At 73.2% G+C, this 23,091-nt stretch carries 23 protein-coding genes and 1 pseudogene; 15 read left to right on the forward strand and 9 right to left on the reverse strand.

Annotated features, from left to right (window positions below; translation table 11 throughout):
• Window positions 1-88: 88 nt before the first annotated feature.
• The 4 genes from IO40_RS0113290 to IO40_RS0113305 all read right to left on the reverse strand — a co-directional run bounded on the left by IO40_RS0113290 (window position 89) and on the right by IO40_RS0113305 (window position 3,281).
• On the reverse strand, window positions 89-1,810 hold the full coding sequence (locus IO40_RS0113290; RefSeq protein ID WP_031175458.1) for an urease subunit alpha: 1,722 nt from the start codon (window positions 1,808-1,810) through the stop codon (window positions 89-91).
• On the reverse strand, window positions 1,803-2,114 hold the full coding sequence (locus IO40_RS0113295) for an urease subunit beta (RefSeq protein WP_016467451.1): 312 nt from the start codon (window positions 2,112-2,114) through the stop codon (window positions 1,803-1,805). Before IO40_RS0113295 ends, IO40_RS0113290 begins: the two co-directional genes overlap by 8 nt.
• Window positions 2,115-2,139: 25 nt before the next feature.
• Window positions 2,140-2,442 carry an urease subunit gamma gene (locus IO40_RS0113300; RefSeq protein ID WP_030408081.1) on the reverse strand — a complete coding sequence of 101 codons (303 nt, stop codon included), beginning with the start codon at window positions 2,440-2,442 and terminating at the stop codon, window positions 2,140-2,142.
• Between the two features lie 200 nt (window positions 2,443-2,642).
• Window positions 2,643-3,281 carry a TetR/AcrR family transcriptional regulator gene (locus IO40_RS0113305; protein WP_031175459.1) on the reverse strand — a complete coding sequence of 213 codons (639 nt, stop codon included), beginning with the start codon at window positions 3,279-3,281 and terminating at the stop codon, window positions 2,643-2,645.
• A 280-nt stretch (window positions 3,282-3,561) separates the two neighbouring features.
• On the opposite strand from IO40_RS0113305, the gene IO40_RS0113310 reads away from it, so the two are divergent.
• Window positions 3,562-4,542: a M28 family metallopeptidase gene (locus tag IO40_RS0113310; RefSeq protein WP_041968874.1), complete on the forward strand. Its 981-nt coding sequence runs from the start codon at window positions 3,562-3,564 to the stop codon at window positions 4,540-4,542.
• 78 nt (window positions 4,543-4,620) lie between these two features.
• Here IO40_RS0113310 and IO40_RS0113315 read toward each other — a convergent pair whose 3' ends face one another.
• Window positions 4,621-4,929: a type II toxin-antitoxin system Phd/YefM family antitoxin gene (locus IO40_RS0113315; RefSeq protein WP_016467455.1), complete on the reverse strand. Its 309-nt coding sequence runs from the start codon at window positions 4,927-4,929 to the stop codon at window positions 4,621-4,623.
• A 253-nt stretch (window positions 4,930-5,182) separates the two neighbouring features.
• Between IO40_RS0113315 and IO40_RS0113320 the strand changes: the two genes are divergently transcribed.
• The 3 genes from IO40_RS0113320 to IO40_RS0113330 all read left to right on the forward strand — a co-directional run bounded on the left by IO40_RS0113320 (window position 5,183) and on the right by IO40_RS0113330 (window position 7,355).
• Window positions 5,183-5,821: an ATP-dependent Clp protease proteolytic subunit gene (locus IO40_RS0113320; protein WP_016467456.1), complete on the forward strand. Its 639-nt coding sequence runs from the start codon at window positions 5,183-5,185 to the stop codon at window positions 5,819-5,821.
• A 10-nt stretch (window positions 5,822-5,831) separates the two neighbouring features.
• Window positions 5,832-6,170, forward strand: a complete 339-nt coding sequence (locus IO40_RS0113325; protein WP_016467457.1) for a PX domain-containing protein — start codon at window positions 5,832-5,834, stop codon at window positions 6,168-6,170.
• 216 nt (window positions 6,171-6,386) lie between these two features.
• On the forward strand, window positions 6,387-7,355 hold the full coding sequence (locus IO40_RS0113330; RefSeq protein WP_016467458.1) for a DMT family transporter: 969 nt from the start codon (window positions 6,387-6,389) through the stop codon (window positions 7,353-7,355).
• Window positions 7,356-7,520: 165 nt separating this feature from the next.
• Here IO40_RS0113330 and IO40_RS0113335 read toward each other — a convergent pair whose 3' ends face one another.
• Both IO40_RS0113335 and IO40_RS0113340 read right to left on the reverse strand, forming a co-directional pair.
• Window positions 7,521-7,952: an ATP-binding protein gene (locus tag IO40_RS0113335; protein ID WP_016467459.1), complete on the reverse strand. Its 432-nt coding sequence runs from the start codon at window positions 7,950-7,952 to the stop codon at window positions 7,521-7,523.
• 284 nt (window positions 7,953-8,236) lie between these two features.
• Window positions 8,237-9,418, reverse strand: coding sequence for an 8-amino-7-oxononanoate synthase (locus IO40_RS0113340; protein ID WP_031175461.1), 1,182 nt, complete (start codon window positions 9,416-9,418; stop codon window positions 8,237-8,239).
• Between the two features lie 189 nt (window positions 9,419-9,607).
• Here IO40_RS0113340 and bioB point away from each other — a divergent pair, with 189 nt between their 5' ends.
• From bioB to mug, 10 genes and pseudogenes are all read left to right on the forward strand, one after another.
• On the forward strand, window positions 9,608-10,810 hold the full coding sequence (gene bioB, locus IO40_RS0113345) for a biotin synthase BioB (protein WP_031175462.1): 1,203 nt from the start codon (window positions 9,608-9,610) through the stop codon (window positions 10,808-10,810).
• Window positions 10,803-12,149 carry an adenosylmethionine--8-amino-7-oxononanoate transaminase gene (locus tag IO40_RS0113350; protein ID WP_041968876.1) on the forward strand — a complete coding sequence of 449 codons (1,347 nt, stop codon included), beginning with the start codon at window positions 10,803-10,805 and terminating at the stop codon, window positions 12,147-12,149. The genes bioB and IO40_RS0113350 overlap by 8 nt, the downstream gene beginning before the upstream one ends.
• A gap of 20 nt (window positions 12,150-12,169) precedes the next feature.
• Window positions 12,170-12,862 (forward strand): annotated as a pseudogene (bioD, locus tag IO40_RS35840) (dethiobiotin synthase); the annotation flags it as partial.
• 461 nt (window positions 12,863-13,323) lie between these two features.
• Entirely contained in the window at window positions 13,324-14,220 is an 897-nt protein-coding gene (locus IO40_RS0113355) for an LLM class F420-dependent oxidoreductase (protein ID WP_031175464.1), read from the forward strand.
• A gap of 70 nt (window positions 14,221-14,290) precedes the next feature.
• Window positions 14,291-14,740: a GNAT family N-acetyltransferase gene (locus IO40_RS0113360; RefSeq protein WP_016467465.1), complete on the forward strand. Its 450-nt coding sequence runs from the start codon at window positions 14,291-14,293 to the stop codon at window positions 14,738-14,740.
• Window positions 14,741-14,987: 247 nt separating this feature from the next.
• The gene (locus IO40_RS0113365) at window positions 14,988-16,355 is read left to right on the forward strand and encodes a hemolysin family protein (protein ID WP_030408089.1); all 1,368 of its coding nucleotides are present in this window, start codon (window positions 14,988-14,990) and stop codon (window positions 16,353-16,355) included.
• Window positions 16,352-17,362: a hemolysin family protein gene (locus tag IO40_RS0113370; protein ID WP_031175465.1), complete on the forward strand. Its 1,011-nt coding sequence runs from the start codon at window positions 16,352-16,354 to the stop codon at window positions 17,360-17,362. The genes IO40_RS0113365 and IO40_RS0113370 overlap by 4 nt, the downstream gene beginning before the upstream one ends.
• A 97-nt stretch (window positions 17,363-17,459) precedes the next feature.
• Window positions 17,460-18,278: an SGNH/GDSL hydrolase family protein gene (locus IO40_RS0113375; RefSeq protein ID WP_030408091.1), complete on the forward strand. Its 819-nt coding sequence runs from the start codon at window positions 17,460-17,462 to the stop codon at window positions 18,276-18,278.
• Window positions 18,279-18,302: 24 nt separating this feature from the next.
• Complete coding sequence (purB, locus tag IO40_RS0113380) at window positions 18,303-19,733, forward strand: adenylosuccinate lyase (RefSeq protein ID WP_030408092.1); 1,431 nt, start codon at window positions 18,303-18,305, stop codon at window positions 19,731-19,733.
• A 47-nt stretch (window positions 19,734-19,780) separates the two neighbouring features.
• The gene (mug, locus tag IO40_RS0113385; RefSeq protein WP_016467470.1) at window positions 19,781-20,284 is read left to right on the forward strand and encodes a G/U mismatch-specific DNA glycosylase; all 504 of its coding nucleotides are present in this window, start codon (window positions 19,781-19,783) and stop codon (window positions 20,282-20,284) included.
• 76 nt (window positions 20,285-20,360) lie between these two features.
• Here mug and IO40_RS0113390 read toward each other — a convergent pair whose 3' ends face one another.
• Window positions 20,361-20,771 carry a hypothetical protein gene (locus IO40_RS0113390; RefSeq protein WP_030408093.1) on the reverse strand — a complete coding sequence of 137 codons (411 nt, stop codon included), beginning with the start codon at window positions 20,769-20,771 and terminating at the stop codon, window positions 20,361-20,363.
• A 152-nt stretch (window positions 20,772-20,923) separates the two neighbouring features.
• On the opposite strand from IO40_RS0113390, the gene IO40_RS0113395 reads away from it, so the two are divergent.
• Window positions 20,924-22,096 (forward strand): ROK family protein, encoded by a 1,173-nt coding sequence (locus tag IO40_RS0113395; protein WP_016467472.1) that lies wholly within the window; start codon window positions 20,924-20,926, stop codon window positions 22,094-22,096.
• 54 nt (window positions 22,097-22,150) lie between these two features.
• Here the strand turns inward: IO40_RS0113395 and IO40_RS0113400 are convergent, their stop codons facing one another.
• The gene (locus tag IO40_RS0113400) at window positions 22,151-22,912 is read right to left on the reverse strand and encodes a GntR family transcriptional regulator (protein ID WP_016467473.1); all 762 of its coding nucleotides are present in this window, start codon (window positions 22,910-22,912) and stop codon (window positions 22,151-22,153) included.
• Between the last annotated feature and the right edge of the window lie 179 nt (window positions 22,913-23,091).

A 23,091-nucleotide genomic window follows, 5' to 3' on the forward strand; every position in this document is an offset into this window, starting at 1 on the left:
TCCCCCGCAACACGCCGGTCCCGATGAGCCGGGCACCGGTCGCGGGCAGTTGTCGCGCCGTCTTCCAGGACAGGAACCAGCGCTGCTCTCAGAACAGGAAGTAGCGCTGCGCCATGGGCAGGGTCTTCGCCGGGGACGGGTCGACGGGGGTGCCGTCGATCGTGACGGTGAAGGTGTCCGGATCGACCCGCACATCGGGACGGGCGTCGTTCTGGCGCATGTCGGCCTTGGTGACGGGCCGGGTGTCGCGGATGGCGACGAACCGCTTGCCGAGTTCGAGCCGTTCGGGGAGCGCGTCGTCCAGCGCGGTCTGCGTCACGAAGTTGACGGAGTTGGCCCCCGGCGCCCGCCCCGTCGCCCCGAACATCGGCCGGGGCAGCACCGGCTGCGGGGTCGGGATGGAGGCGTTGGCGTCCCCGAGCTGCGCGTAGGCGATCTGCCCGCCCTTGATGACGACCTGCGGCTTGACGCCGAAGAACGCCGGGTCCCACAGCACCAGGTCCGCGAGCTTGCCCGGCTCCACGGAGCCGATCTCGTCGTCCATGCCCTGGGCCACGGCGGGGTTGATCGTGTACTTGGCGACGTAGCGGCGCGCCCGCAGGTTGTCGGCGCGTCCGTCGCCGGCCAGCGCTCCGTACCGCTCCTTCATCACATGGGCGGTCTGCCAGGTGCGCAGCACGACCTCGCCGATACGGCCCATGGCCTGCGCGTCGGAGGAGAGGATCGAGATGGCACCGAGGTCGTGCAGGGTGTCCTCGGCGGCGATGGTGCTGGGCCGGATCCGGGACTCGGCGAAGGCGAGGTCCTCGGGCACGGCGGGGTTGAGGTGGTGGCAGACCATCAGCATGTCGAGGTGTTCCTCGACGGTGTTGACGGTGTGCGGCCGGGTGGGGTTGGTGGAGGACGGCAGCACGTTGGACTCGCCGACGACGGTGATGATGTCGGGCGCGTGCCCGCCGCCGGCGCCTTCCGTGTGGTATGCGTGGATGCCGCGTCCGGCGATGGCGGCGAGGGTGTCGCCGACGAATCCGGCCTCGTTGAGGGTGTCGGTGTGGATGGCCACCTGGGCGCCGGTCTCGTCGCAGACCGACAGACAGGCGTCGATGACGGCGGGGGTCGCGCCCCAGTCCTCATGGATCTTGAACCCGACGGCTCCGGCGCGGAGTTGGTCGAACATCGACTCGCGCGAGACGGTGTTGCCCTTGCCGAGCAGACCGACGTTGACCGGGAAGCCGTCCATGCCCTCCAGGGTGCGGGCCATGTGCCAGGCGCCGGGGGTGACGGTGGTCGCCTTGGAGCCCTCGGCCGGTCCGGTGCCGCCGCCGACGAGCGTGGTGATGCCGGAGGCCAGCGCCTCCCGGACGAGGTCGGGGCAGATGAAGTGGACGTGGGTGTCGATGGCACCGGCGGTGAGGATCTTGCCGTTCCCGGCGATGATCTCCGTTTCCGGGCCGATCACCAGATCCGGGTGGACACCGTCCATGGTGTCCGGATTGCCGGCCTTGCCCAGCGCGACGATACGGCCGTCGCGGATGCCGATGTCGGCCTTGACGATGCCCCAGTGGTCGAGGACGAGCGCGCCGGTGATCACGGTGTCGGGGGCGCCTTCGGCGCGGGTGGCAAGGGACTGCCCCATGGACTCGCGGAGGACCTTGCCCCCGCCGAAGACCGCCTCGTCGCCGGAGCGTCCGGGACCACCGGCCAGGTCGTCCTCGATCTCGATGACGAGCGAGGTGTCGGCGAGCCGCACGCGGTCACCGGTGGTGGGGCCGAACAGGTCGGCGTAGGCGGCGCGGGACAGCTCAAGCATCGAGGGGGCCTCCTGTGGCGGAACGCAGACCCGCGACGATGCGCCTGCCGCCGATGGGGACCAGGGCGACGTCGACGGGGATGCCGGGCTCGAAACGGACGGCGGTGCCGGCCGCGATGTCGAGGCGCTTGCCCCGCGCGGCCTCGCGGTCGAACTCCAGTCCGGGATTGGCCTCGGCGAAGTGGTAGTGGGAGCCGACCTGGACGGGGCGGTCGGCGGCGTTGAGCACGGTCAGCCGGGTCACCTCGGCACCCTCGTTGACCGGCACCGGGTCCTCGGCGTAGAGGATCTCTCCGGGAATCATGGTGTACGGCTCCTGGTCGGTGCGGTCAGGTGATCGGTTCGTGGACGGTCACGAGCTTGGTGCCGTCGGGGAACGTGGCCTCGACCTGCACGTCGTGGAGCATCTCGGGGATGCCCTCCATGACGTCGTCGCGGGTGAGGACCTGCCGGCCGGACTCCATGAGCTGGGCGACGGTGCGCCCGTCGCGGGCGCCCTCCAGCACGTGCGCGGTGATCAGCGCGACGGCCTCGGGGTGGTTCAGGCGCAGGCCGCGGTCCTTGCGCCGTTGTGCCACATCGGCCGCGACATGAATGAGCAGACGCTCCTGCTCATGCGGGGTCAATTGCATACTCTCCACCTCACCGTCGTCGCCGGGTTCGGGGACGCCCGGTTCACTCACGGCGACGACACACGTCGGTAGATGTATCACACATACGACACTCCGGGCTCAACTGCCCCGGAGATTACGGCGACGACACTTCGTTGCTGTGAACAACTCTTTTCGGAACCGTATCTTCCGCGGCCCTTCCCAAGAGTCTCAGACGGCCGTCAGCCGGCCGCCCCGGACCCCTCCCCCGGCGGCACCGTCATCGAGACCAGGGCGCGCAGCCCCCTGGCGAACTCCTCCGGGGCGATGCCGCCCCACAGCGCCTGCTGGACGAGGTACCCCTGGACCGCGCCAATAAGGGTGCGCGCCACGTGCACGGTGTTCGCCTGGCGGTCCACCCAGCCGCGCGCCTGGTACTCCTCGACCAGCCGGGCCCACTCCACAGTCAGCTGGGCGTACGCCTCGTTCACCGCCTCGGCCAGCTCGGCATTGCGCAGCGCCTCGCTCCAGATCTGCACCAGCAGCCGGGGGAGTTCCCGCGCGTCCTCGCCCGCCCCCATGGCCTCCTTCAGCCGGCCGAAGACCTCGACGAACAGATCGTCCGGCGTCGGCGGGATCCGGTCCGCGCCGAGCTGGTCGAAGGAGGCCCGGACCACCGCCAGCGCCTCTCGCGCCACCGCGACGACGATCTCCTCCTTGCCGGTGAAGTAGCGGTAGACGGCCCCCGCGGACAGTCCGCTCTCCCGGAGCACGTCCTGCATCGAGGCGGCCTGGAAACCGTCTCGCAGAAAGGCGCGGCGCGCCCCGGCGAGGATCTGACGGCGGCGGGCTGCGAGGTGTGCGGCGGGGACGCGGGGCATGGACCCACCCTAGAAGGAACGTTCTTTTTTCACAACGGGCACGGGCGCTCTCACTGACACCGGCACCGGGTAAAACGAACGGTCATTCTCCTTTTCGGTGCACGACCCCCGGCCCCTGACCCGCCACCCCGTCCGCCCCGCGGAGCGCGCCCGCTCCTCGCGAACACCCGTCCGCTATGCGCTCTTGACGGGCAGCTCCACCGCCAGCAACCTCATGTCCACGTCAACTCGTGCGGCCCGCTGCCGCGCGTCCACCCCCCACACCAACGGAGCCAAGCACGTGACACGTGGACACAGACACTCCCGCGCACCACACGGCCACCACCGCCGGGCCGCGCTGGCCGCCGCGTCGAGTGCGGCCCTCGCGCTCACCCTCCTCGGCGCCGCCGGGGCACAGGCCGACCCCGCCACCGCCCCGGCCGCCGAGGCACCGGACATCTCCGTCGCCGCCGTCCAACAGGACCTCAAGGACCTCCAGTCGATCGCCGAGGCCAACGGCGGCAACCGGGCACACGGCCGGCCCGGCTACCGGGCCTCCCTCGACTACGTGAAGGAGAAGCTGGACGCCGCCGGCTACCGGACCACCATCCAGGAGTTCACCAGCGGCGGGAAGACCGGCTACAACCTGATCGCCGACTGGCCCCAGGGTGGCACCGGCGAGACGGTGATGACAGGGGCCCACCTGGACTCGGTCACCGCCGGGGCCGGCATCAACGACAACGGCTCCGGCTCCGCCGGCGTGCTGGAGACGGCCCTGGCCGTCGCCGCGGCCGACCTCGAGCCCTCCAAGCATCTGCGATTCGCCTGGTGGGGCGCGGAGGAGCAGGGCCTGGTCGGCTCCCGCCACTACGTCGACAGCCTCGGCGAGGACGAACTGGCCGCGCTGGACACCTATCTGAACTTCGACATGATCGGCTCACCCAACGCGGGACACTTCGTCTACGAGGACGATCCCGCCGTGGCCTCGGTGTTCACCGAGTGGTTCCGCGCCAAGGGCATCGAGACGGAGGCGTCCGAGGAGACGGACGGGCGCAGCGACCACGCCTCGTTCAAGAGCGCCGGAGTCACCGTCGGCGGCAGCTTCACCGGCGCGGGCGCCGTCAAGACCCAGGCGCAGGCCGACAAATGGGGCGGCACGGCGGGCGAACCGTACGACTCGTGCTACCACTCCGCCTGCGACGACACGGCGAACATCGACGAGAAGGCGCTGGACCTGCACAGCGACGCCATCGCGCACGCCGTCTGGCAGCTCAGCTCCTGACCCGCGCGCCCGCGCGCGGACTCCGCGCCGGCCACGCGCGGAAAGCCCGCGCATCCGCCGCCGGCCGCCCGCGCGGGCTCAGCGCTCCTGGCCCGGCCGCCCGTCACCGGCGGCCGGGCCGCGGTGTTCGGCGGCGATGCCGAAGCGCCGAGCCTCGGGCCGGACGGCGCCACCCACCTCGCGGAACGCGGAGACCGTACTGATGATCTCCTCCGGTTCCTGCTCGCTCTCACCCGCCTCCAGGCGTTCCAGGTCCGCTGCGGAGACCAGCCCCACGATCGGCTTGCCGTGCCGGGTGACCACGACGCGCTCGTTGCCGTAGACGACCCGATTGATCAGATCCGCCAGCTCGGCCCGCGCCTGCGTCACCGGAATCTCGTAAGCCATGCGGCCATTCTAGGCGCGCTGCGAAACCGCAGGTCAGAGCCGTTTGCCCGGTCGCGCCACGCGCTGCTCCGGGGCCGCTCGCGCGGCGCGGCACCCCGGCCGGGCGAGGCGTCCGCCCTCTTCGCCGTCAGCGGAAACCCCCTTCGCCCCGGGGACGTTGACGGCGATTCATGGTTAGCTGCTCGGCGTACGTTCTGTACATCCTGTACGTTCTCTTGCGGCGGCAGCCGCGACGACAGTGGAGTGCGACGCCATGCGGAATCAGCCGACAGCCCGGTACGTCCTGCCCGAGTTCACGGAGCGCACCAGCAGCGGCCTGCGGACAATGGATCCGTACTCGAAGCTCCTCCAGGAACGGATCGTCTTCCTGGGCACGCAGATCGACGACACCTCGGCCAACGATGTGATGGCCCAGCTCATCCACCTCGAACACGCCGCGCCGGACCAGGACATCTCGCTCTACATCAACTCGCCCGGCGGTTCGTTCACCGCGATGACCGCCATCTACGACACGATGCGGTTCGTCTCCTGCGACATCGAGACCGTCTGCCTGGGACAGGCGGCCTCGGCCGCCTCGGTACTGCTGGCCGCCGGGACACCCGGCAAACGGCTCGCGCTGCCCGGGGCGCGCATCCTCATCCACCAGCCCTCCCTCGGCGAGCCCGCACAGGGGCAGATCGCCGATCTGGAGATCCACGCCCAGGAGATGCTCCGCACCCGCCGGCTGCTGGAGGAGCTGTACGAGCGCCACACCGGCCTGCCCCGCAACAAGATCAGCGCGGATCTGGAACGCGACAAGATCTTCACCGCGCAGGAGGCCGTCGAGTACGGGCTGATCGACCGGCTCACCACCAGCCGCAAGTCCGCGCCCCTCGGCCCGGCGCAGCGGTGAGGCCGGGACGGTGAGCCGGCCGTGGCCGCCCGAACCGCCGCCGCTGCCCGCCCTCACCCGGGCCGAGTGCGACGTGATCGACGCCTATCTCGACGCACTGGACCTGCTGGGCCGGATCAACCCGGCCCGCGGCCGTGACACCTACCGCGGTCTGCGGGCCGCCCAGGGGCTGGTGGCCGCGGTCACCCGGCTGCGGGACGCGCTGACGCTGATGCACGAGCGGGGTGAGAGCGAACTGCACGCGGCCACGCTGGAGCGGGCGTTGCGCGTGCTCGACGGAGAACGGCGGGCCGCCCTGGTCGGCCCGCCGGCCCCCCGCAGGCCGGACGAGGACGGGCCACGGCCGTGAACGGCGGGGTTCCAGCAGACGAGACACGGGTTGGAGGCCGCAGCGGAGCGGATTAAAGTGACGATCATGATTTCGGTGACGACGACCGTATCCCCGCCCGCCGCGTAAGGCGGGCCGCCACACGGAACCGCCGCGACGGAGACGCCCTCCGCCGCGGAGATCGGTGGTGCCCGCGGACGGGACACCATCCGTTCTCTCCTCACGCGGAGCGTTTTCGTGCCGACTTCATCCTTCGGCCTGCCCGTCGGGCGTGGCCTGTTCTACCTCGCCGTCGCCGGTGCCACCTGGGGCACCACCGGAGCGGCCGTCGATCTCCTCTACGCGGGCAGCGGCCTGGGCCCGCTCGCCGTCTCCTTCTGGCGCTATGCGAGCGGGCTCGCCCTGCTGCTGGCGGGCCGCGCGCTGCTGGCGGCCGTCCGGCGCCGGTCCGACAGGGCGGGGGCGGTGCGCTCCCGCACCCGCCTCACCCGCTCGCGGCTCACACTGCGGGTGACCACCGGACTGTGCCTGGCCGTCTTCCAGACCGCATACTTCGCGGCCGTACCGGCCACCGGCGTCGCGGTCGCCACCATCGTGACGCTCGGCGCCAGCCCGGTGTTCGTGGCGGTGGGCGCCCGGCTGACGCTGGGGGAACGGCTGGGCCGGGGCGGCGCCGCGGCCGTCGCCGCCGCCCTGACCGGGCTGGCCGTGCTGGTGCTCGGCGACCACGGGGGCGGGGTGCACGCGGACGGCGTCGCACTGGCACTGCTGGCCGCCGCCTCCTTCGCCGGGTCGGTCGTCCTGGCCCGCCGGGCGGGCAGCGCGCAGAACGCGGAGAACTCCTTCACCCTGACCGTCTGGTCGTTCACCGTCGGCGCCGTGGTGCTGCTGCCGTTCGCACTGGCCGAGGGCGCGCTGCCGCAGACCGACGGACTCGCGCGTGGGGCGCTGCTGTTGCTGTACGTCGCGGCTGTGCCGACCGCGCTGGCGTACCCCCTGTACTTCGCCGGCACGGCCGTCGTACGCGCCGCCACCGCGTCGGTCGTCATGCTGATCGAACCGGTGAGCGCGGCCGTCCTCGCCGTCGGACTGCTCGGCGAACGGCTGACGGTACCAACGTGCATGGGCACTCTCGTGCTGCTGACAGCCGTGCTCTTCCTGACACGGGCCGAAACGGCACGCACGGAGACGGCACCCTCCGCCTAGGCCGCCGCGACGGAACGCGAGCGCCGGCAACTCACCGGACCGGCCGCCGGAGGTCGAGGAATTCCCACGTCCCTGTCTCTCCCGTGCCGGCCGGGCGGCGGGCAGCGTCGATGCTGCCCGGCGTCCGGCCGGCGCCCGCTCGCCGACGCGGCGGGAGGCGGGAGTTCAGCCCGTGGGAAGTGGTTGCCAGGGGAGTTCCACCCAGACCGTCTTGCCGCCGTGCCGCGCCGGGGTGACGGCCATCCTGCCGCCGGACTCGGCGGTCAGTGAGCGGACGATGACCAGGCCGCGTCCGTTGTCCTGCTGCACCGCGGCGGGAAGGCGGCGCGGCCTGCGCGGGTGGCTGTCGGTGACCCCCAGCCGCAGCCGCTCGGTGCCCTCCAGCCGCAGCTCGACCGTGAAGGACGGCGACTGTCCGCAGGTGTGCTGCACGGCGTTGGTGGCGAGTTCGGAGACGATCAGCCGCAGCATGTCCACGGTCTCCGCCCGCTCGGACAGCCCCCAGGACAGCAGGACGTCGGTGACATGACGGCGTGCGGTGGTGACGGAGGCGGGCTCGCTCGGCAGGGTGAGCGTGACTTCCTGATTGTCTGCCATGGCGAGGGCGTCCCTTTCCCGGGGCCGTTGGCTCCTCTGTCGGGCGGCGCGGGCTCCTCCTGGTGACGGAGCGGCCCGGACAGCCGCTGCGCGACAGAGTGCCATTCCCGGCGCCGCCACGCGGCCGATCACCCCGCCCGGACGGCCATCTGTCGCCCGATGCGGTGAACTCTTGCGACATCGCCCCTATGTGACCTTCTCGGGGACGTATCACCCCCGCGCGTGCGGAGAGCGCCCGCCCCGCGTACGGGGACCGCGCGGGGCGAGGGCCCGTCGCGGGCGGGTCAGCCGCGGTGCGGTGCCGTCGCGACCACCAGTGCGACCGCACGGTCGATCTCGGCCTCGGTCAGATCGCCGCGCACGGTCAGCCGCAGCCGGGAGACGCCGTCGGGCACGGACGGCGGGCGGAAGCAGCCCGCGTGGACACCGGCCGCGCGCAGTGCCGCCGCCCAGTCCACCGCCGCGTGCGGGGAGGGCGCCCGGACGGAGACGACGGCGGCGTCCGGCCGGGCCGCCTCCAGTCCGGCGGCGGTCAGCCGCGCGTGCAGGCCGGCGGCGAGGGCCCGGGTGCGGGCGGCGCGCCCGGGTTCGCGGCGCAGCAGCCGCAGGGCGGCGAGCGCCGCACCGGTGGCGGCGGGCGCCAGCCCGGTGTCGAAGATGAACGTCCGCGCGGTGTTGACGAGATGGGCGATGACCCGCGCCGGTCCCAGCACGGCACCGCCCTGGCTGCCCAGCGCTTTGGAGAGGGTCACGGTCGCGACCGTACCGGGGCGGCCGGCCAGTCCGGTGGCGTACAGCGCTCCCCGTCCACCCTCGCCGAGCACGCCGAGCCCGTGCGCGTCGTCCACCAGGAGCCCGGCGCCGGCCCGGGCGCACACCTTCGCGAGCGCGCCCAGGGGTGCGGCGTCCCCGTCCACGGAGAAGACCGAGTCGGTGACCACGAGCGCCGGACCGCGCCCGGTGTACGCGGCGAGTTCCTTGGCGACGGCGTCCGGGTCGGCGTGCGCGGCGACGGCGGTGCGGGCCCGGGACAGCCGGCAGCCGTCGATCAGTGAGGCGTGGTTGCCGGCGTCGGACACCAGCAGCCCGGCGTCGCCGGGGGCGTTGGTGAGCGCGGTGACGGCGGCCAGGTTCGCGGTGTACCCGGAGGAGAGGACCAGTGCCGCCTCGAAACCGCAGAAGTCGGCCAGTTCCGCTTCGAGTTCGGCGTGGAGCGTGGTGGAGCCGGTCACCAGCCGGGAGCCGCCGGAGCCCGCGCCCCAGCGCCGGGCCGCTTCGGCCGCCGCCGCGGTGACGGCCGGGTGGCGGGAGAGGCCAAGGTAGTCGTTCCCGGCCAGGTCGAGCAGGGGTGAGCCGGCCGTGCGCGGGGTCAGGGTGCGCAGCAGTCCGGCCGAGCGGCGGGCGTCGAGGGCGGCTGCCGTCCACGCGAACGGGTCATGGGGTGGCCGAGTCGTGTCGGGGGCCATGGGCCTTCCTCCGGTCGCACGCGTCGTCGGGTTCCGGGCGGCTGTTCCATCAGGATCTTTTGTAGGCAGTCAATAGAACCTAACCTGCCATCTCGGACGGTGACGTGTGACAACATCCACACCTCGCTCCAGCGGCCTTGTAGGGTTCCTCCATTACTCGGCAGGGCCGCATGGGCCAGGATCGTCCGCATGGACGAGTTGCTGAATTCACTGGTGGAGACAGGGCTCCGCGGCGGGACGCCCACCCGAAGCGAAGCGCTCGCGGTGCTGCGCACGAGCGACGACGACCTGCTCGACGTGGTGGCCGCCGCCGGGAAGGTGCGCCGCCGCTGGTTCGGGCGCCGGGTCAAACTCAACTACCTGGTGAACCTCAAGTCCGGCTTGTGCCCGGAGGACTGTTCGTACTGTTCCCAGCGGCTCGGCTCCCAGGCGGACATCCTGAAGTACACCTGGCTCAAGCCCGAGGAGGCGGCCGACGCCGCGGCGGCCGGCGTGCGCGGCGGCGCCAAGCGGGTGTGCGTCGTGGCGAGCGGGCGCGGCCCCACGGACGGGGACGTGGCCCGGGTGTCACGGACGATCGAGGCCATCAAGGAGCGCACCGGCGGGGTGGAGGTGTGCGCCTGCCTCGGGCTGCTCTCGGACGGGCAGGCCGAACGGCTGCGGGCGGCCGGTGCCGACGCCTACAACCACAACCTCAACACCGCGGAGGCCACCTACGGCGACATCTGCACCACCCACACCTACGACGACCGGGTGGCGACGGTGAAGGAGGCGCGGACGGCCGGGCTCTCCCCCTGCTCCGGACTGATCGCCGGGATGGGCGAGAGCGACGAGGACCTGGTGGACGTCGTCTTCTCGCTGCGTGAACTGGACGTGGACTCGGTGCCCGTCAACTTCCTGCTGCCGTTCGAGGGCACGCCGCTGGCGGACCAGTGGAACCTGACACCGCAGCGGGTGCTGCGCATCCTGGCCATGGTGCGGTTCGTCTGTCCGGACGTGGAGGTTCGGCTGGCTGCGGGACGCGAGGTCCATCTGCGCTCCCTCCAGCCGCTGGCACTGCACATGGTCAACTCGATCTTCCTTGGCGACTACCTCACCAGCGAGGGGCAGGCCGGCAAGGCCGACCTGGAGATGATCGCGGACGCCGGTTTCGAGGTGGAGGACGCGGAGACGACGACGATGCCCGCGCACCGGAACGGCGCCGGAGGAGCCGCCGGCGGCGCCGCCACCTCCGCCACGACCGTCGCGCAGGAGGCCGCCGCCGTGCCGGACGCCCCCGTACCGGAGTCCGCCGTACCGGAGTCCGCCGCCGCCGGGCGGCCCGAGCGGCCTCAGGCGCGGGTGGCCGTACGCAGGCGCGGGGCGGGGACGGAGCTGCCGCCCAATGCCTGACAGCGTGACGTTGCCGCAGCCCGCCGCGTGGACGCCCGCGCCCCCGCTCGACCCCGAGGCGCTCCTCGCCCTGGACCGGCGGCACGTGTGGCACCCGTACGCGCCGATGCCCGGGACGGCCGAACCGCTGGTGGTGGAGTCGGCCTCCGGCGTACGGCTGCGGCTGGCCCGCCCGGCCCACGGGCAGCGGGAACTGGTGGACGGTATGGCGTCCTGGTGGTCGGCCGTCCACGGCTACAACCACCCGGTGCTCAACGCGGCGGCCGGCGACCAGCTCGGCCGGATGAGCCACGTCATGTTCGGCGGGCTCACCCACGAGCCGGCCGTGCGGCTGGCCGAACGGCTGGCCCGCATCAGCCCCGGCGACCTGGAACACGTCTTCCTGTGCGACTCGGGGTCCGTGGCCGTCGAGGTCGCGGTCAAGATGTGCCTCCAGTACTGGCGGTCGCTGGGCCGGCCGGAGAAACACCGGCTGATGACATGGCGGGGCGGCTACCACGGCGACACCTGGCAGCCGATGTCGGTGTGCGACCCGGAAGGCGGGATGCACCACCTGTGGTCCGGCACCCTGCCGGTGCAGGTGTTCGCCGAGGCCCCGCCGTCCGGCTTCGACGCGGAGCCCGACCCGGCGTACCTCACCCACCTGCACGAGACGGTGGCACGGCACGCGGACGAACTGGCCGCCGTCATCGTCGAACCGGTGGTGCAGGGGGCCGGCGGAATGCGGTTTTACTCCCCCGCGTACCTACGGGCGCTGCGCGAGGCGTGCGACGCGCACGGGGTGCTGCTGGTGCTGGACGAGATCGCCACCGGATTCGGCAGGACCGGCGAACTGTTCGCGGCGCACCACGCCGGGGTGGTGCCCGATGTGATGTGCGTCGGCAAGGCACTGACCGGCGGCTATCTCTCGATGGCGGCGGCCTTGTGCACGCCGCGCGTGGCGGAGGGGATCGCGCGCGGCCCGGTACCGGTGCTGGCCCACGGTCCGACGTTCATGGGCAACCCGCTGGCCGCCGCCGTCGCGGGCGCCTCCCTCGACCTGCTGCTGTCCCAGGACTCGCGGGCCGAGGTGCGGCGGGTGGGCGACGGACTGCGTGCGGGGCTCGCCCGGGCGGCCGGGCTGCCCGGCGTGGTGGAGGCGAGCGTGCTGGGGGCGATCGCCGTCGTCCGCCTCGACCACGAGGTGGACGTGGCCGCCGCCACCCGCGCCGCCGTCCGGGCCGGGGTGTGGCTGCGGCCGTTCCGCGACATGGTGTACGCGATGCCCCCGTACGTCACACCGGACGAGGACGTCGCACGGATCGCCGCCGCGATGTGCGCGGCGGCCCGGGAAGGCTGAGAAGGGTGACGAGGAGCGGAATGCGGGGAGTGGTGTGCGTCTCCGGCGCGGGGACGGAGATCGGCAAGACGGTGACCACCGCGGCGGTGGCGGCGTGCGCGGTGGGCGCGGGACGGTCGGTCGCCGTCCTCAAACCCGCCCAGACGGGCCTGGCCCCCGGGGAGCCCGGCGACGTGGCCGAGGTCCGGCGTCTGGCCGGCGAGGACCGGGTCACCGGCGCCGAACTGGTGCGGTATCCCGACCCGTTGGCGCCGGAGACCGCCGCCCGGCGGGCCGGACTGCCGTATCCCTCGGTGCACCGGATCGTGGAGGAGGCGGAGAAGCTGGCCGCCTCGCACGACCTGGTGCTGGTGGAGGGCGCGGGCGGACTGCTGGTGCGGTTCGACGCCGAGGGCGCCGGACTGGCGGACGTGGCACGGCTGCTGGCCGCGCCGGTGCTGGTCGTCGTCCAGGCCGGGCTGGGCACGTTGAACACGGCGGCACTGACGGCCGAGGCACTGCGGGCACGGCGCGTCGAGTGCGCGGGCATGGTGATCGGCAGCATGCCCGCCGCACCGGGACTCGCGGAGCGCTGCAACGTCACGGACCTGCCACGGTGCACCGGGTTGCCGCTTCAGGGCGCCGTCCCCGAGGGCGCGGGATCGCTGGAGCTGGCCGCGTTCCGCCGGCAGGCCCCCACCTGGCTGACCCCGGCACTGGGCGGCGCAGCCGCTCCCCGTCCTGACGCCCCCGCCGGGCCCTGCCCGCCCCCACCACGTGAGGGCACGGCACGGGGCCCGGCGGCCATCCGGGACGCGGGGCCCGTTCTCGGACCACGGGTCGCAGAACCTCGGCCCGCAAAGCCCGGACTCCCGCCACCCGGGTCACAGGCGCCCGGCCCGCAGAGCACCCGATCCCCGAGACCCGGGACACCGGCCCCCGGCGGGCAGGTCGCAGGCTGCCGGCCCGCAGGGCACAGGTTCCCGCCAGGCACGGCACAGGGCCCAAGCCCCGTACGGCACAGAGCTAAGGCGCGCCGTGAGGTGCGGGCGCGCCAGCCGACGGGTCGGGCCGCCGGCGGTGAACAAGCGGACGAATACGGCCGAAGCCGTCGCCCCGGGGGCGGCGGCTGCCTAGGATGCGAGGCGCTGCGTCCGTGCGCCGCCGACGGGCGGCTTCCCGGAAAGGTCCGACCATGCCCGGTCCCGTGCGTCCCTTCCGTTTCGGCGTCAACATGCTCGACTTCGGCTCCGGTCCGCAGTTCCGGCAACGCTGCCGCCGGGCGGAGGAGCAGGGTTACGACATCATCCACGTGCCCGACCATCTGGGCATGTGCGCCCCCTTTCCCGCACTGGTGGCCGCAGCGGAGGTGACCGAGCGGCCGAGGCTGGGCACCTTCGTGCTGAACGCGGGGTTCTGGAACCCGGCGCTGCTGGCCCGCGAGACGGCGACGCTGGACCAGCTCTCGGGCGGCCGGTTCGAGCTGGGGCTGGGTGCCGGATATGTGAAGGCCGAGCACGACGCGGCCGGGCTGCCGTTCGCCTCGCCGGGCGGCCGAGTGGACCATCTGGAGCAGGTCGTCGCCGAGGTGACACGGCTGCTGGCCGACCCCGGGCACACGCCCCGCCCGGTGCAGGAGCCGCTGCCGCTGCTGATCGGCGGCAACGGCGACCGGGTGCTGCGGCTGGCGGCGCGTACCGCCGCGGTGGTCGCGTTCACCGGCGCACAGCAGGCACCGGGGCAGCCGGAGGGCGCCATGCGGCTGATCACCCCGGCGGAGCTGGAGCAGCGCACGGCCGCGCTGGGGGCCTTCGCCGAGGGCCGCGCCGAGCCTCCGGAGCTGAACTTCCTCGTCCAGCGGGTCGTCTCCGCCACCGGCCTCCGCGCCGCGCTGGAGGAGCTGCGCCCGTACGGGCCGGCGATGAGCAACGAGGAGCTGCTGGAGCACCCGGCGCTGCTCGCGGGTACCCCGCGGCAGATGGCCGAGCGGCTCCGCGCGCACCGGGAGCGCTTCGGCCTGTCGTACTTCACCGTCATGGACTCCGCCATGGACGACTTCGCCCCGGTGATCGAGGAACTGCACGGCGGCTGAGCCGCCCGGTGCGTCCCACCAGGCGGAAAAGCGTCGCACGGCGGCCGGTGCGGGTGCTGGGATGCTCCGCATGGACGAGGATCTTGGAAACCGCGCGGACGGCCTGCGTATCCGTCCGGCGGACGAGCGGGACATCGACCGGGTGCTGGCCTTCTGGCGGGAGGCCGCCGAGGGCACCAGCGTCAGCGACGACGGGGCGGGCGTGGCCGCGCTGCTCGCCCGGGATCCCGAGGCCCTGCTGCTGGCCGAGCGGGACGGTGTGCTGGTGGGCACCGTGATCGCGGGCTGGGACGGGTGGCGCTGCTCCCTCTACCGGCTGGCCGTGCTGCCCTCTCACCGGCGCCGCGGCGTCTCCCGGGCGCTGCTGGCCGCCGCCGAGCGGCGCTTCACCGCGCTGGGCGGGCGGCGCGGGGACGCCATGGTGTTGGACGCGAACGAGCGGGCACACCGTGCCTGGGAGGCCGCCGGTTACGCTCCGCAGCCGGAGTGGAGCCGCTGGGTCAAGTCCCTCACCGGCTGAGCGGGAGGGCGCCCGGCACCGCACGGCGACGGGAACCGGACGGACCACCTGCCCGTTTACGATGGACAGCCCCGCCGGACCTGCATGCCAGCAGGTCCGGCGCAGTCATCACAATCGAAAGGTGTGAGCGTCCGCCCATGGGCGACCCTCCTAGTAGCGTCCCCCGGACCCGGTCCGGGCGGTGCCCTGAACGACACCGCGCGCCCCAGCGCCCCCTGGCCCAGCATGGGAGGGAGGTGAAGGAGCGTTGATGGAAGTCCTTCTGCTGCTCGTGGCGCTGCTGCTGGCTCTCGCCTGTGGTGGGTTCGTCGCGGCGGAGTTCTCCCTCACGACGGTCGAGCGCAGCGAACTGGAGCGCGCGGAGCAGCGTGGCGACCGGGGCGCGAAGAGCGCGCTGGCGGCTGTCCGCTCCCTCACCTTCCAGCTCTCGGGTGCGCAGCTGGGCATCACCGTCACCAATCTGGTGGTCGGCATGCTGTCCGAGCCGTCCATCGCGGCGCTGATCTCCGGGCCGCTGCGTTCGATGGGCCTTCCGCCCTCGGCCGCCTCCTCCGCCGCGCTCGTCCTCGGTACGGCGCTGTCCACGGTCGTTCTGATGGTGGTCGGCGAGCTGGTGCCGAAGAACTGGGCGATCTCCAAGCCGCTGCCGGTGGCCAAGGCGGTGGCCACGCCCCAGCGGGTGTTCTCCGCCGCCTTCCGCCCCTTGATCCGGCATCTGAACAACACCGCCAACCGCATCCTGCGCCGGATGGGTCTGGAGCCCACCGAGGAGCTGGCCTCGGCCCGCTCGCCGAAGGAGCTGGTGGCCCTGGCGCGGCACTCCGCGAAGGAGGGCGCGCTGGAGGAGGACACGGCGGACCTGTTCGTGCGCACCCTGCACCTGGCCGAGCTGACGGCGGAGAACGTGATGACGCCGCGGGTGCAGGTCACCTCGCTGGAGGTGCAGGCGACCGCGGAGGACGTGGCCAACGCCACGCGCGCCACCGGCCTGTCCCGTTTCCCCGTGTACCGGGGCAATCTCGACACCGTTGTGGGCATCGTCCGGATCAAGGACGTCCTGGCGATCCCCGCGGAGGAACGGCGGCTGCGCCCGGTGACGGAGCTGATGCGCGAGGCCCTGCTGGTGCCCGAGTCGCTGACGGTCGACCGGCTGCTGGACCAGCTGTCCGGCGGCGACCGCAGCATCGCCGTCGTCATCGACGAGTACGGCGGCACGGCCGGTGTCGTCACGCTGGAGGACATCATCGAGGAGGTCGTCGGCGAGGTCCGCGACGAACACGACCCGCTGGAGACGCCCGACCTGGCCGCCGTCGGCGAGGACGCCGAGGGCCGGCGTGTCTACGACGCGGACGGCGCCGCCCGTACCGACCAGCTGGAGGCCATCGGACTGCGCGCCCCGGAGGGCCCCTACGAGACGCTGGCCGGCCTCATCGCCACCGAGCTGGGTCGCATCCCCGCCACCGGTGACACGGTGACGGTCGCCGGGTGGCACATCGAGGTCACCGACGCGACCGGGCGGCGCGCCGCCCAGCTCCGGCTGACCGGCCCGCCGCCGGGCGACGACCCGGACCGGGCCGAGGCCGCGGACGACGAGTGGACGGAGGCACGGCGATGACCTTCGTGCAACTCTTCATCGGGCTGCTGACCCTGGTGGTGAACGCCTTCTTCGTCGGCGCCGAGTTCGCGATGATCTCCGTGCGCCGGGCGCAGATCGAGCCGCTGGCCGACGACGGTGACAAGCGGGCCCGCAAGGTGCTGTGGGGCCTGGAGCACGTGGCGCAGATGCTGGCCGCGGCCCAGCTCGGCATCACCCTGTGCACCCTGGTGCTGGGCGTGGTCGCCGAGCCGGCCATCGCGCACCTGCTGGAGCCGGTCTTCCACGCGGTGGGGGCACCGGACGGGGTGGCGCACGGCATCTCCTTCGTGATCGCCCTCGCGCTGGCGACGTATCTGCACATGCTGCTGGGCGAGATGGTGCCGAAGAACATCGCGCTGGCCGGTCCGGAGCGGGCCGCCCTGGCGCTGGGGCCGCCGCTGGTGGCGCTCTCCCGGGCGCTGCGGCCGGTGATCTTCGCGGTGAACTCGTTCGCGAACGGGCTGCTGAAGCTCATCCGGGTGGAGCCCAAGAGCGAGGTGGAGGCGGCGTTCTCCAACGACGACCTGGCCCAGATGGTCGCCGACTCCAGTGAGGCCGGACTGCTGGACGACCGCTCCACCGAGCGGCTGCGCGACGCCCTGGAGCTGGGCCGGCGCCCCGTGGGCGAGGTGGCGCAGCCGCTGCCGAAGGTGGTGGCCGCGGGCCGCGGCATCACCCCGGAGGGGCTGGAGCGGCTGTCGGCCGAGTCCGGGTTCTCCCGTTTCCCCGTCGTGGACGACGACGGCCGGGTGCTGGGGTATCTGCACGTCAAGGACGCGCTGGACGCCTCTCCCCGCCAGGCGCCGTTCCCGTTGACCGCGATGCGGCCCATCGCCCGGGTGCGGGCGTCGATGCCGCTGGACGACGTGCTGGGCGCGATGCGTTCCAGCGGCACCCATCTGGCGGCCGTCACGGGCGCCGACGGGCGGGCCCGCGGCGTGGTGACCATGGAGGACGTGCTGCGGGAGCTGGTCGGCCGGACGTGACCGCACCGCCGGTGCCCCCGCGCGGGGCCCGGCGGAGATAACCGTTGCCCCGAGCCGCAAAGTCGTTGCTCGGGGCAACGGGCTACCATGGGCCGCCGTGACCAGTGCAGCTCCCCACACTCCCGCCTCCGCCGGACAACCCCCCGCCGCCTTCCGTTCGTTCGTGGCGCTGGGCGACTCGTTCACCGAGGGCATGTCCGACCAGCTGCCCGACGGCAGCTACCGCGGCTGGGCGGATCTGCTGGCCGTCAGGCTCGCGGCACGCGAGCCGGAGTTCCGGTACGCCAACCTCGCGGTGCGCGGCAAGCTCATCGGACAGATCGCCGCGGACCAGATCGCCCCCGCGGCGGCGATGCGGCCCGATCTGGTCACACTCGTCGGCGGTCTCAACGACGTGCTGCGCCCCGGCTGCGACGTCGCACGGGTGTGCGCCCTGCTGGAGGAGTCGGTGGCCGCCCTCGCCCCCGCCTGCGGCACGCTCGTCCTGATGCGCAGCCCCGGGCGCCGCGGTCCCGTGCTGGAGCGGTACCGGCCCCGCATGGAACAGCTCTTCTCCTTCATCGACCAGCTCGCAGCCCGCTACGGGGCCCTGGTGGTGGACCTCTTCTCCTCCCCCGCGCTGGGCGACCCCAGGATGTGGGCCGACGACCGGCTGCACCTGACCGCCGAAGGGCACCGCCGGGTCGCCGAGGCCGTCTGGCAGCGCCTCGGCCTGCCCGCGGAGACGGACTGGAACACCCCGCTGCCGCCCGCCGCGCCCCCTTCCTGGCCGGCCCGCCGCGCCGCGGACCTGCGTTTCACCCGCGTCCACCTGCTGCCGTGGATAGGGCGCCGGCTGACCGGCCGCTCCTCCGGCGACGGCCGCGCCCCCAAACGGCCCGAGCTGGCCCCGCTGGCCTGCGGCGACACCCCCTAGGGCAGCCCCGTAGACTCGGTGGGCGTGAGTGACAAGCCGCGCATCCCGAACGTCCTGGCGTCCCGCTACGCCTCACCCGAGCTGGTCCGTATCTGGTCCCCCACCTCCAAGATCGTGCTGGAGCGGCGGCTGTGGCTCGCCGTGCTCAAGGCCCAGAAGGACCTGGGCATCGCCGTGCCCGACGAAGCACTGGCCGACTACGAGCAGGCCGTCGAGAAGGTGGACCTCGCCTCGATCGCGGAACGCGAGAAGGTCACCCGGCACGATGTGAAGGCCCGCATCGAGGAGTTCAACGCCCTCGCCGGGCACGAGCACGTCCACAAGGGCATGACCTCGCGCGACCTGACCGAGAACGTCGAACAGCTCCAGATCCGCCTCTCCCTGGAACTGGTACGCGACCGTACGGTGGCGCTGCTGCACCGGCTGGGCACCCTGGCGGGCGAGCACGCGGCCCTGGTGATGGCGGGACGCTCCCACAACGTCGCGGCGCAGGCCACCACCCTCGGCAAGCGGTTCGCCACCGGCGCGGACGAACTGCTGGTCGCCTTCGAGCGGCTGGAGGAACTGCTGCGCCGCTACCCGCTGCGCGGCATCAAGGGTCCGGTCGGCACCGCCCAGGACATGCTCGACCTGCTCGGCGGCGACGAGGAGAAGCTGACCGACCTGGAGCGCAGGATCGCCGAGCACCTCGGCTTCGGCCGCGTCCTCACCTCCGTCGGCCAGGTCTACCCGCGCTCCATGGACCACGAGGTGGTCAGCACTCTGGTGCAGCTCGCCGCCGCCCCCTCGTCACTCGCCAAGACGATCCGTCTGATGGCCGGGCAGGAACTGGTCACCGAGGGCTTCAAGGAGGGCCAGGTCGGCTCCTCCGCGATGCCGCACAAGATGAACACCCGTTCCTGCGAGCGCGTCAACGGCCTGATGGTGATCCTGCGCGGCTTCGCCTCCATGGCCGGCGAGCTGGCGGGCGACCAGTGGAACGAGGGCGACGTGTCCTGCTCCGTGGTGCGTCGCGTGGCACTGCCGGACGCCTTCTTCGCGTTCGACGGGATGGTGGAGACGTTCCTGACGGTGCTCGACGAGTTCGGCGCGTTCCCCGCCGTCGTCGCCCGCGAGCTGGACCGCTACCTGCCGTTCCTGGCGACGACCAAGGTGCTGATGGCGGCCGTACGGGCCGGCGTCGGCCGGGAGGTCGCGCACGAGGTCATCAAGGAGCACGCGGTGGCCTCCGCGCTGGCGCTGCGCGAGGGCGCCGAACGCAACGAACTGCTCGACCGGCTGGCCGCCGACGTGCGCATCCCGCTGGACCGCGCCGCCCTGGACGAGCTGATGGCCGACCGGCTCTCCTTCACCGGGGCCGCCGCGGCCCAGACCGCCGAGGTCGTCAGCCGTGTGCAGGAGGTGGCCGAGCTCCACCCGGAGGCCGCCGCCTACCGGCCGGGGGCGATCCTCTGAGTCCCCGCTTCACCAAGGAGGAGCTGGAGGCGGCCCGCGACCGGCTGGTGCCGGACGTGGCCGCCGAAGGGCTGCGGGTGCTGTTCTGCGGCATCAACCCCGGCCTGGTCTCGGCCGTGACCGGCCACCATTTCGCCCGGCCGGGCAACCGGTTCTGGCCGGCGCTGCACGCCTCCGGCTTCACCCCGCGCCGGCTGCGGCCCGAGGAGGAGCACGAGCTGCTGGAGTACGGGCTCGGCATCACCAATGTCGTCGCCCGGGCGACGGCGCGGGCCGACGAACTGTCCCGAGCGGAGTTCACCGAGGGCGGCCGGCTGCTGGAGGAGAAGGTCGCCCGGCTGCGTCCCCACTGGCTGGCCGTCCTCGGCATCACCGCCTACCGTGCCGCCTTCGACGAGCCCACCGCCAGGATGGGACCGCAGGAACGCCTGGTGGGCGGGGTGCCGGTGTGGGTGCTGCCCAACCCCAGCGGGCTCAACGCGCACTACACGCCGCCCGCGCTGGCCGAGGAGTTCGCCAAGCTGCGCCTGGCGGCCACTCCCGAGGACTGACTTTCCCGGCGGGAAGGGCCGGCCCTCCTCCGCTTTCCCCCGGCCGGCCTCTCGCACCGCCCCGGCCACCCGCCGCCTACGGCGGGGCACACGGCACCGGGCGGCCCTTTTCGCCCACCGCCGCCAGGAGTTGCGGCGGGGTCTCGGCGTCGCGGCGGGCCGTGCCCACACCGGCCCAGCGGTCCCGCACCGTCCAGACGGCGAGTTCGGCCACCCGCCGGCACAGGGTGCGCTCCGGCTCCGGAAGGGCGAGACCGTCGGCCGCCGCCAGCAGATGCGGGTCCAGGTCCACCGTCCGCGGCTCGCCCCACTGCTGGGACAGCAGGACCAGCAGCGCCTCGTGGTCGGCGCGGATCTCCTCCGCGGCCTCCAGCACGTCCGCCGGGTCACCGTCGCAGGGCGGCTCGGCCGTGCGCAGGACGAGGACGCGGGCGCCGGGTCCGCTCAGCAGCCTGCCGAGTTCGGTGAGGTGGTGCGCGAGGTGCATGGAGCCAGTCAATCCTCCGCCACTGACAGCCGGTTGGGCGCCCGCCGGCGGCGCGGGGGCGCCGGGCCGGCGGCCCGGGTACCCGCAACGCTCGCCGTGATCGCGCCGAGCGGTTACGATCCGGCCCACGCGCACAGGCAGGGAGGCGGAGCGTGAGCAGGCTGAGCGGACGGGACCCGTCCCTGCTGCGGCGGATCAATTCCACGGTCGTACTGCGGGCGCTGCGGGGCCCGGCGGCGTCCGGCGCCCTGACTCTCACCGAACTCGGGCACGCCACGGGGTTGTCGCGGCCGACGGTCGAGGGCGTGGTGGAGGACCTGGTCGGGGCCGGTCTCGTCGCCGAGGCCGAGGCGGACCCGGCCGACGGTGCGGGCACTGCCCGACGCGGCCGGCCGGCCCGCAGATTCCGGTTCCGCGCCGAGGCCGGGCATCTGCTGGGGCTGGAGATCGGGCCGCACCGGGTGGCGGCCGTGCTGTCGGACCTGACGGGCCGTATCACCGGTTCGCTGGCCAAGGAGGTCTCCGAGAGGGCATCGGCCGATGTGCGGCTGGACAGATGCCGGGGCACCGTCGCGGAACTGCTGCGCAGGACGGGCACCGCCCGGGACACCCTGCGGGCCGTGGGCGTGGGAACGCCGGGCATCGTGGAGGCCGACGGGACGGTGCACCTGGGTACGGCCCTGCCGGGCTGGACGGGGCTGCCGCTGGGTGAGCGGCTGCGGCGGTCGTTCAGCTGTCCGGTGCTGGTGGAGAACGACGCGAACGCGGCGGTGCTGGCCGAGCACTGGAAAGGTGCGGCGCGCGGCGTGGACGACGTGGTGATGGTGCTGGCCGGGCTGAGCCCGGGCGCGGGATCGCTGATCGGCGGCCGGCTGCACCGGGGGTTCGGCGGGGCGGCCGGGGAGATCGGTGCGCTGCACCTGCTGGGCCGGGAGGCCACTCCCGAGCGGCTGCTGTCGACCACGGACGAGCCGCTGCACCCCTTGGACGAGGCGGCCGTGGCGCGGGTGTTCGCGCAGGCCAAGGGCGGCGACGACCGGGCGCGGCGGGCGATGGACCGCTTCTTGGCCCGGCTGGTGCACGATGTGGCGGCCCTGGTGCTGGCGCTGGATCCCGAACTGCTGGTGGTGGGGGGCTGGGCGTCCGGTCTGGACGGCGTACTCGACCCGCTGCGCGCGGAGTTGGCGCGTTACTGTCTGCGCCCGCCGCGGGTGGCGCTCTCCCGGCTGGGTGAGACGGCGGTGGCGACGGGCGCGCTGCGGGTGGCTCTGGACCAGGCGGAGAGCGAGCTGTTCACCTGGGAGGAGCCCCCTCCCGCCCGTTGACCGGCCGGGGCCGGTACGCGGGGCGGAGGGGGCCGGGAGCTGCGGCCGGGGTGGTCAGCCCGCGAGGGGAAGGGCGTCGGCGTCGCTGAACGACAGCCGGCAGGTGTCGGCCCGGTAGGTCGCCACGGAGACCGCCGCGGTCCGGCCGTCGGCGATGTACCGGGTGGTGACGACGAGCACGGGGGCGCCCGGCAGCCGGTCCAGCCGGCGGGCGTCCTCGGCACGTGCCGAGCCCAGTTCCACGGTGCGGTCCTGGCCCTGGAGGTCGAGGCGGTGCAGTTCCCGCAGGACGGCGCGGGCGCGTGCGGCCCGCTGCGCCATGCTGTCGGCGGGGTCCTGGCCGGCGGGGAGCGCGGGCACCACGTCGGCGGGCACGTAGAGGATCTCGGCGGCCACCTGCTGGTCGCCGGTGGTGCGGCTGCGGCGTACGGCGTGCACCGGGGTGTCGGCGCCGGTGTCCAGCAGCCGGGCCACGGCTGCGGGCGCCGGGGCCTGTTCGTGGTCCTCGGTGTGCCAGGCGTCGCCGGGGGCGCCGGGCCAGCTCCGGGGGCCGCTCTCCGAGCCGACGTCCACGCCGACGCGGGGCGGCGCCACCGTCGTGCCGACGCCGCGGCGGCGCTGGAGGCGGCCTTCCAGTTCGAGCTGTTCGAGCGCCTGCCGGAGGGTCGCGCGGGCGACGCCGAACCGGGCGGCCAGCTCCCGTTCGTTCGGCAGGATCTCGCCGACCGCGAACTCGGAGTCGAGCGCCTCGGACAGGACGGTCTTCAAATGCCAGTACTTAGGTTCCGGCACCGTCTCCAGTTGCGTGGTCCCCACCCTTGCCTCCGCAATCCCCGTACGCCCGGCGGGCTGTGTGTGGCGGTCTTTTACGCGGCCTTGTTTTTTAAAGGTCCTTGCGTATGCCTTCCCGACCATAGGACGGCCCCCACCCTTGGTCAAGACCAATCGGCGCAGGCCGGACACCTTGCCGAGCGGAAACCGGAGTGCAATGATCG

Source organism: Streptomyces albus subsp. albus (assembly GCF_000725885.1).
In the GTDB taxonomy this organism is placed as follows: domain Bacteria; phylum Actinomycetota; class Actinomycetes; order Streptomycetales; family Streptomycetaceae; genus Streptomyces; species Streptomyces albus.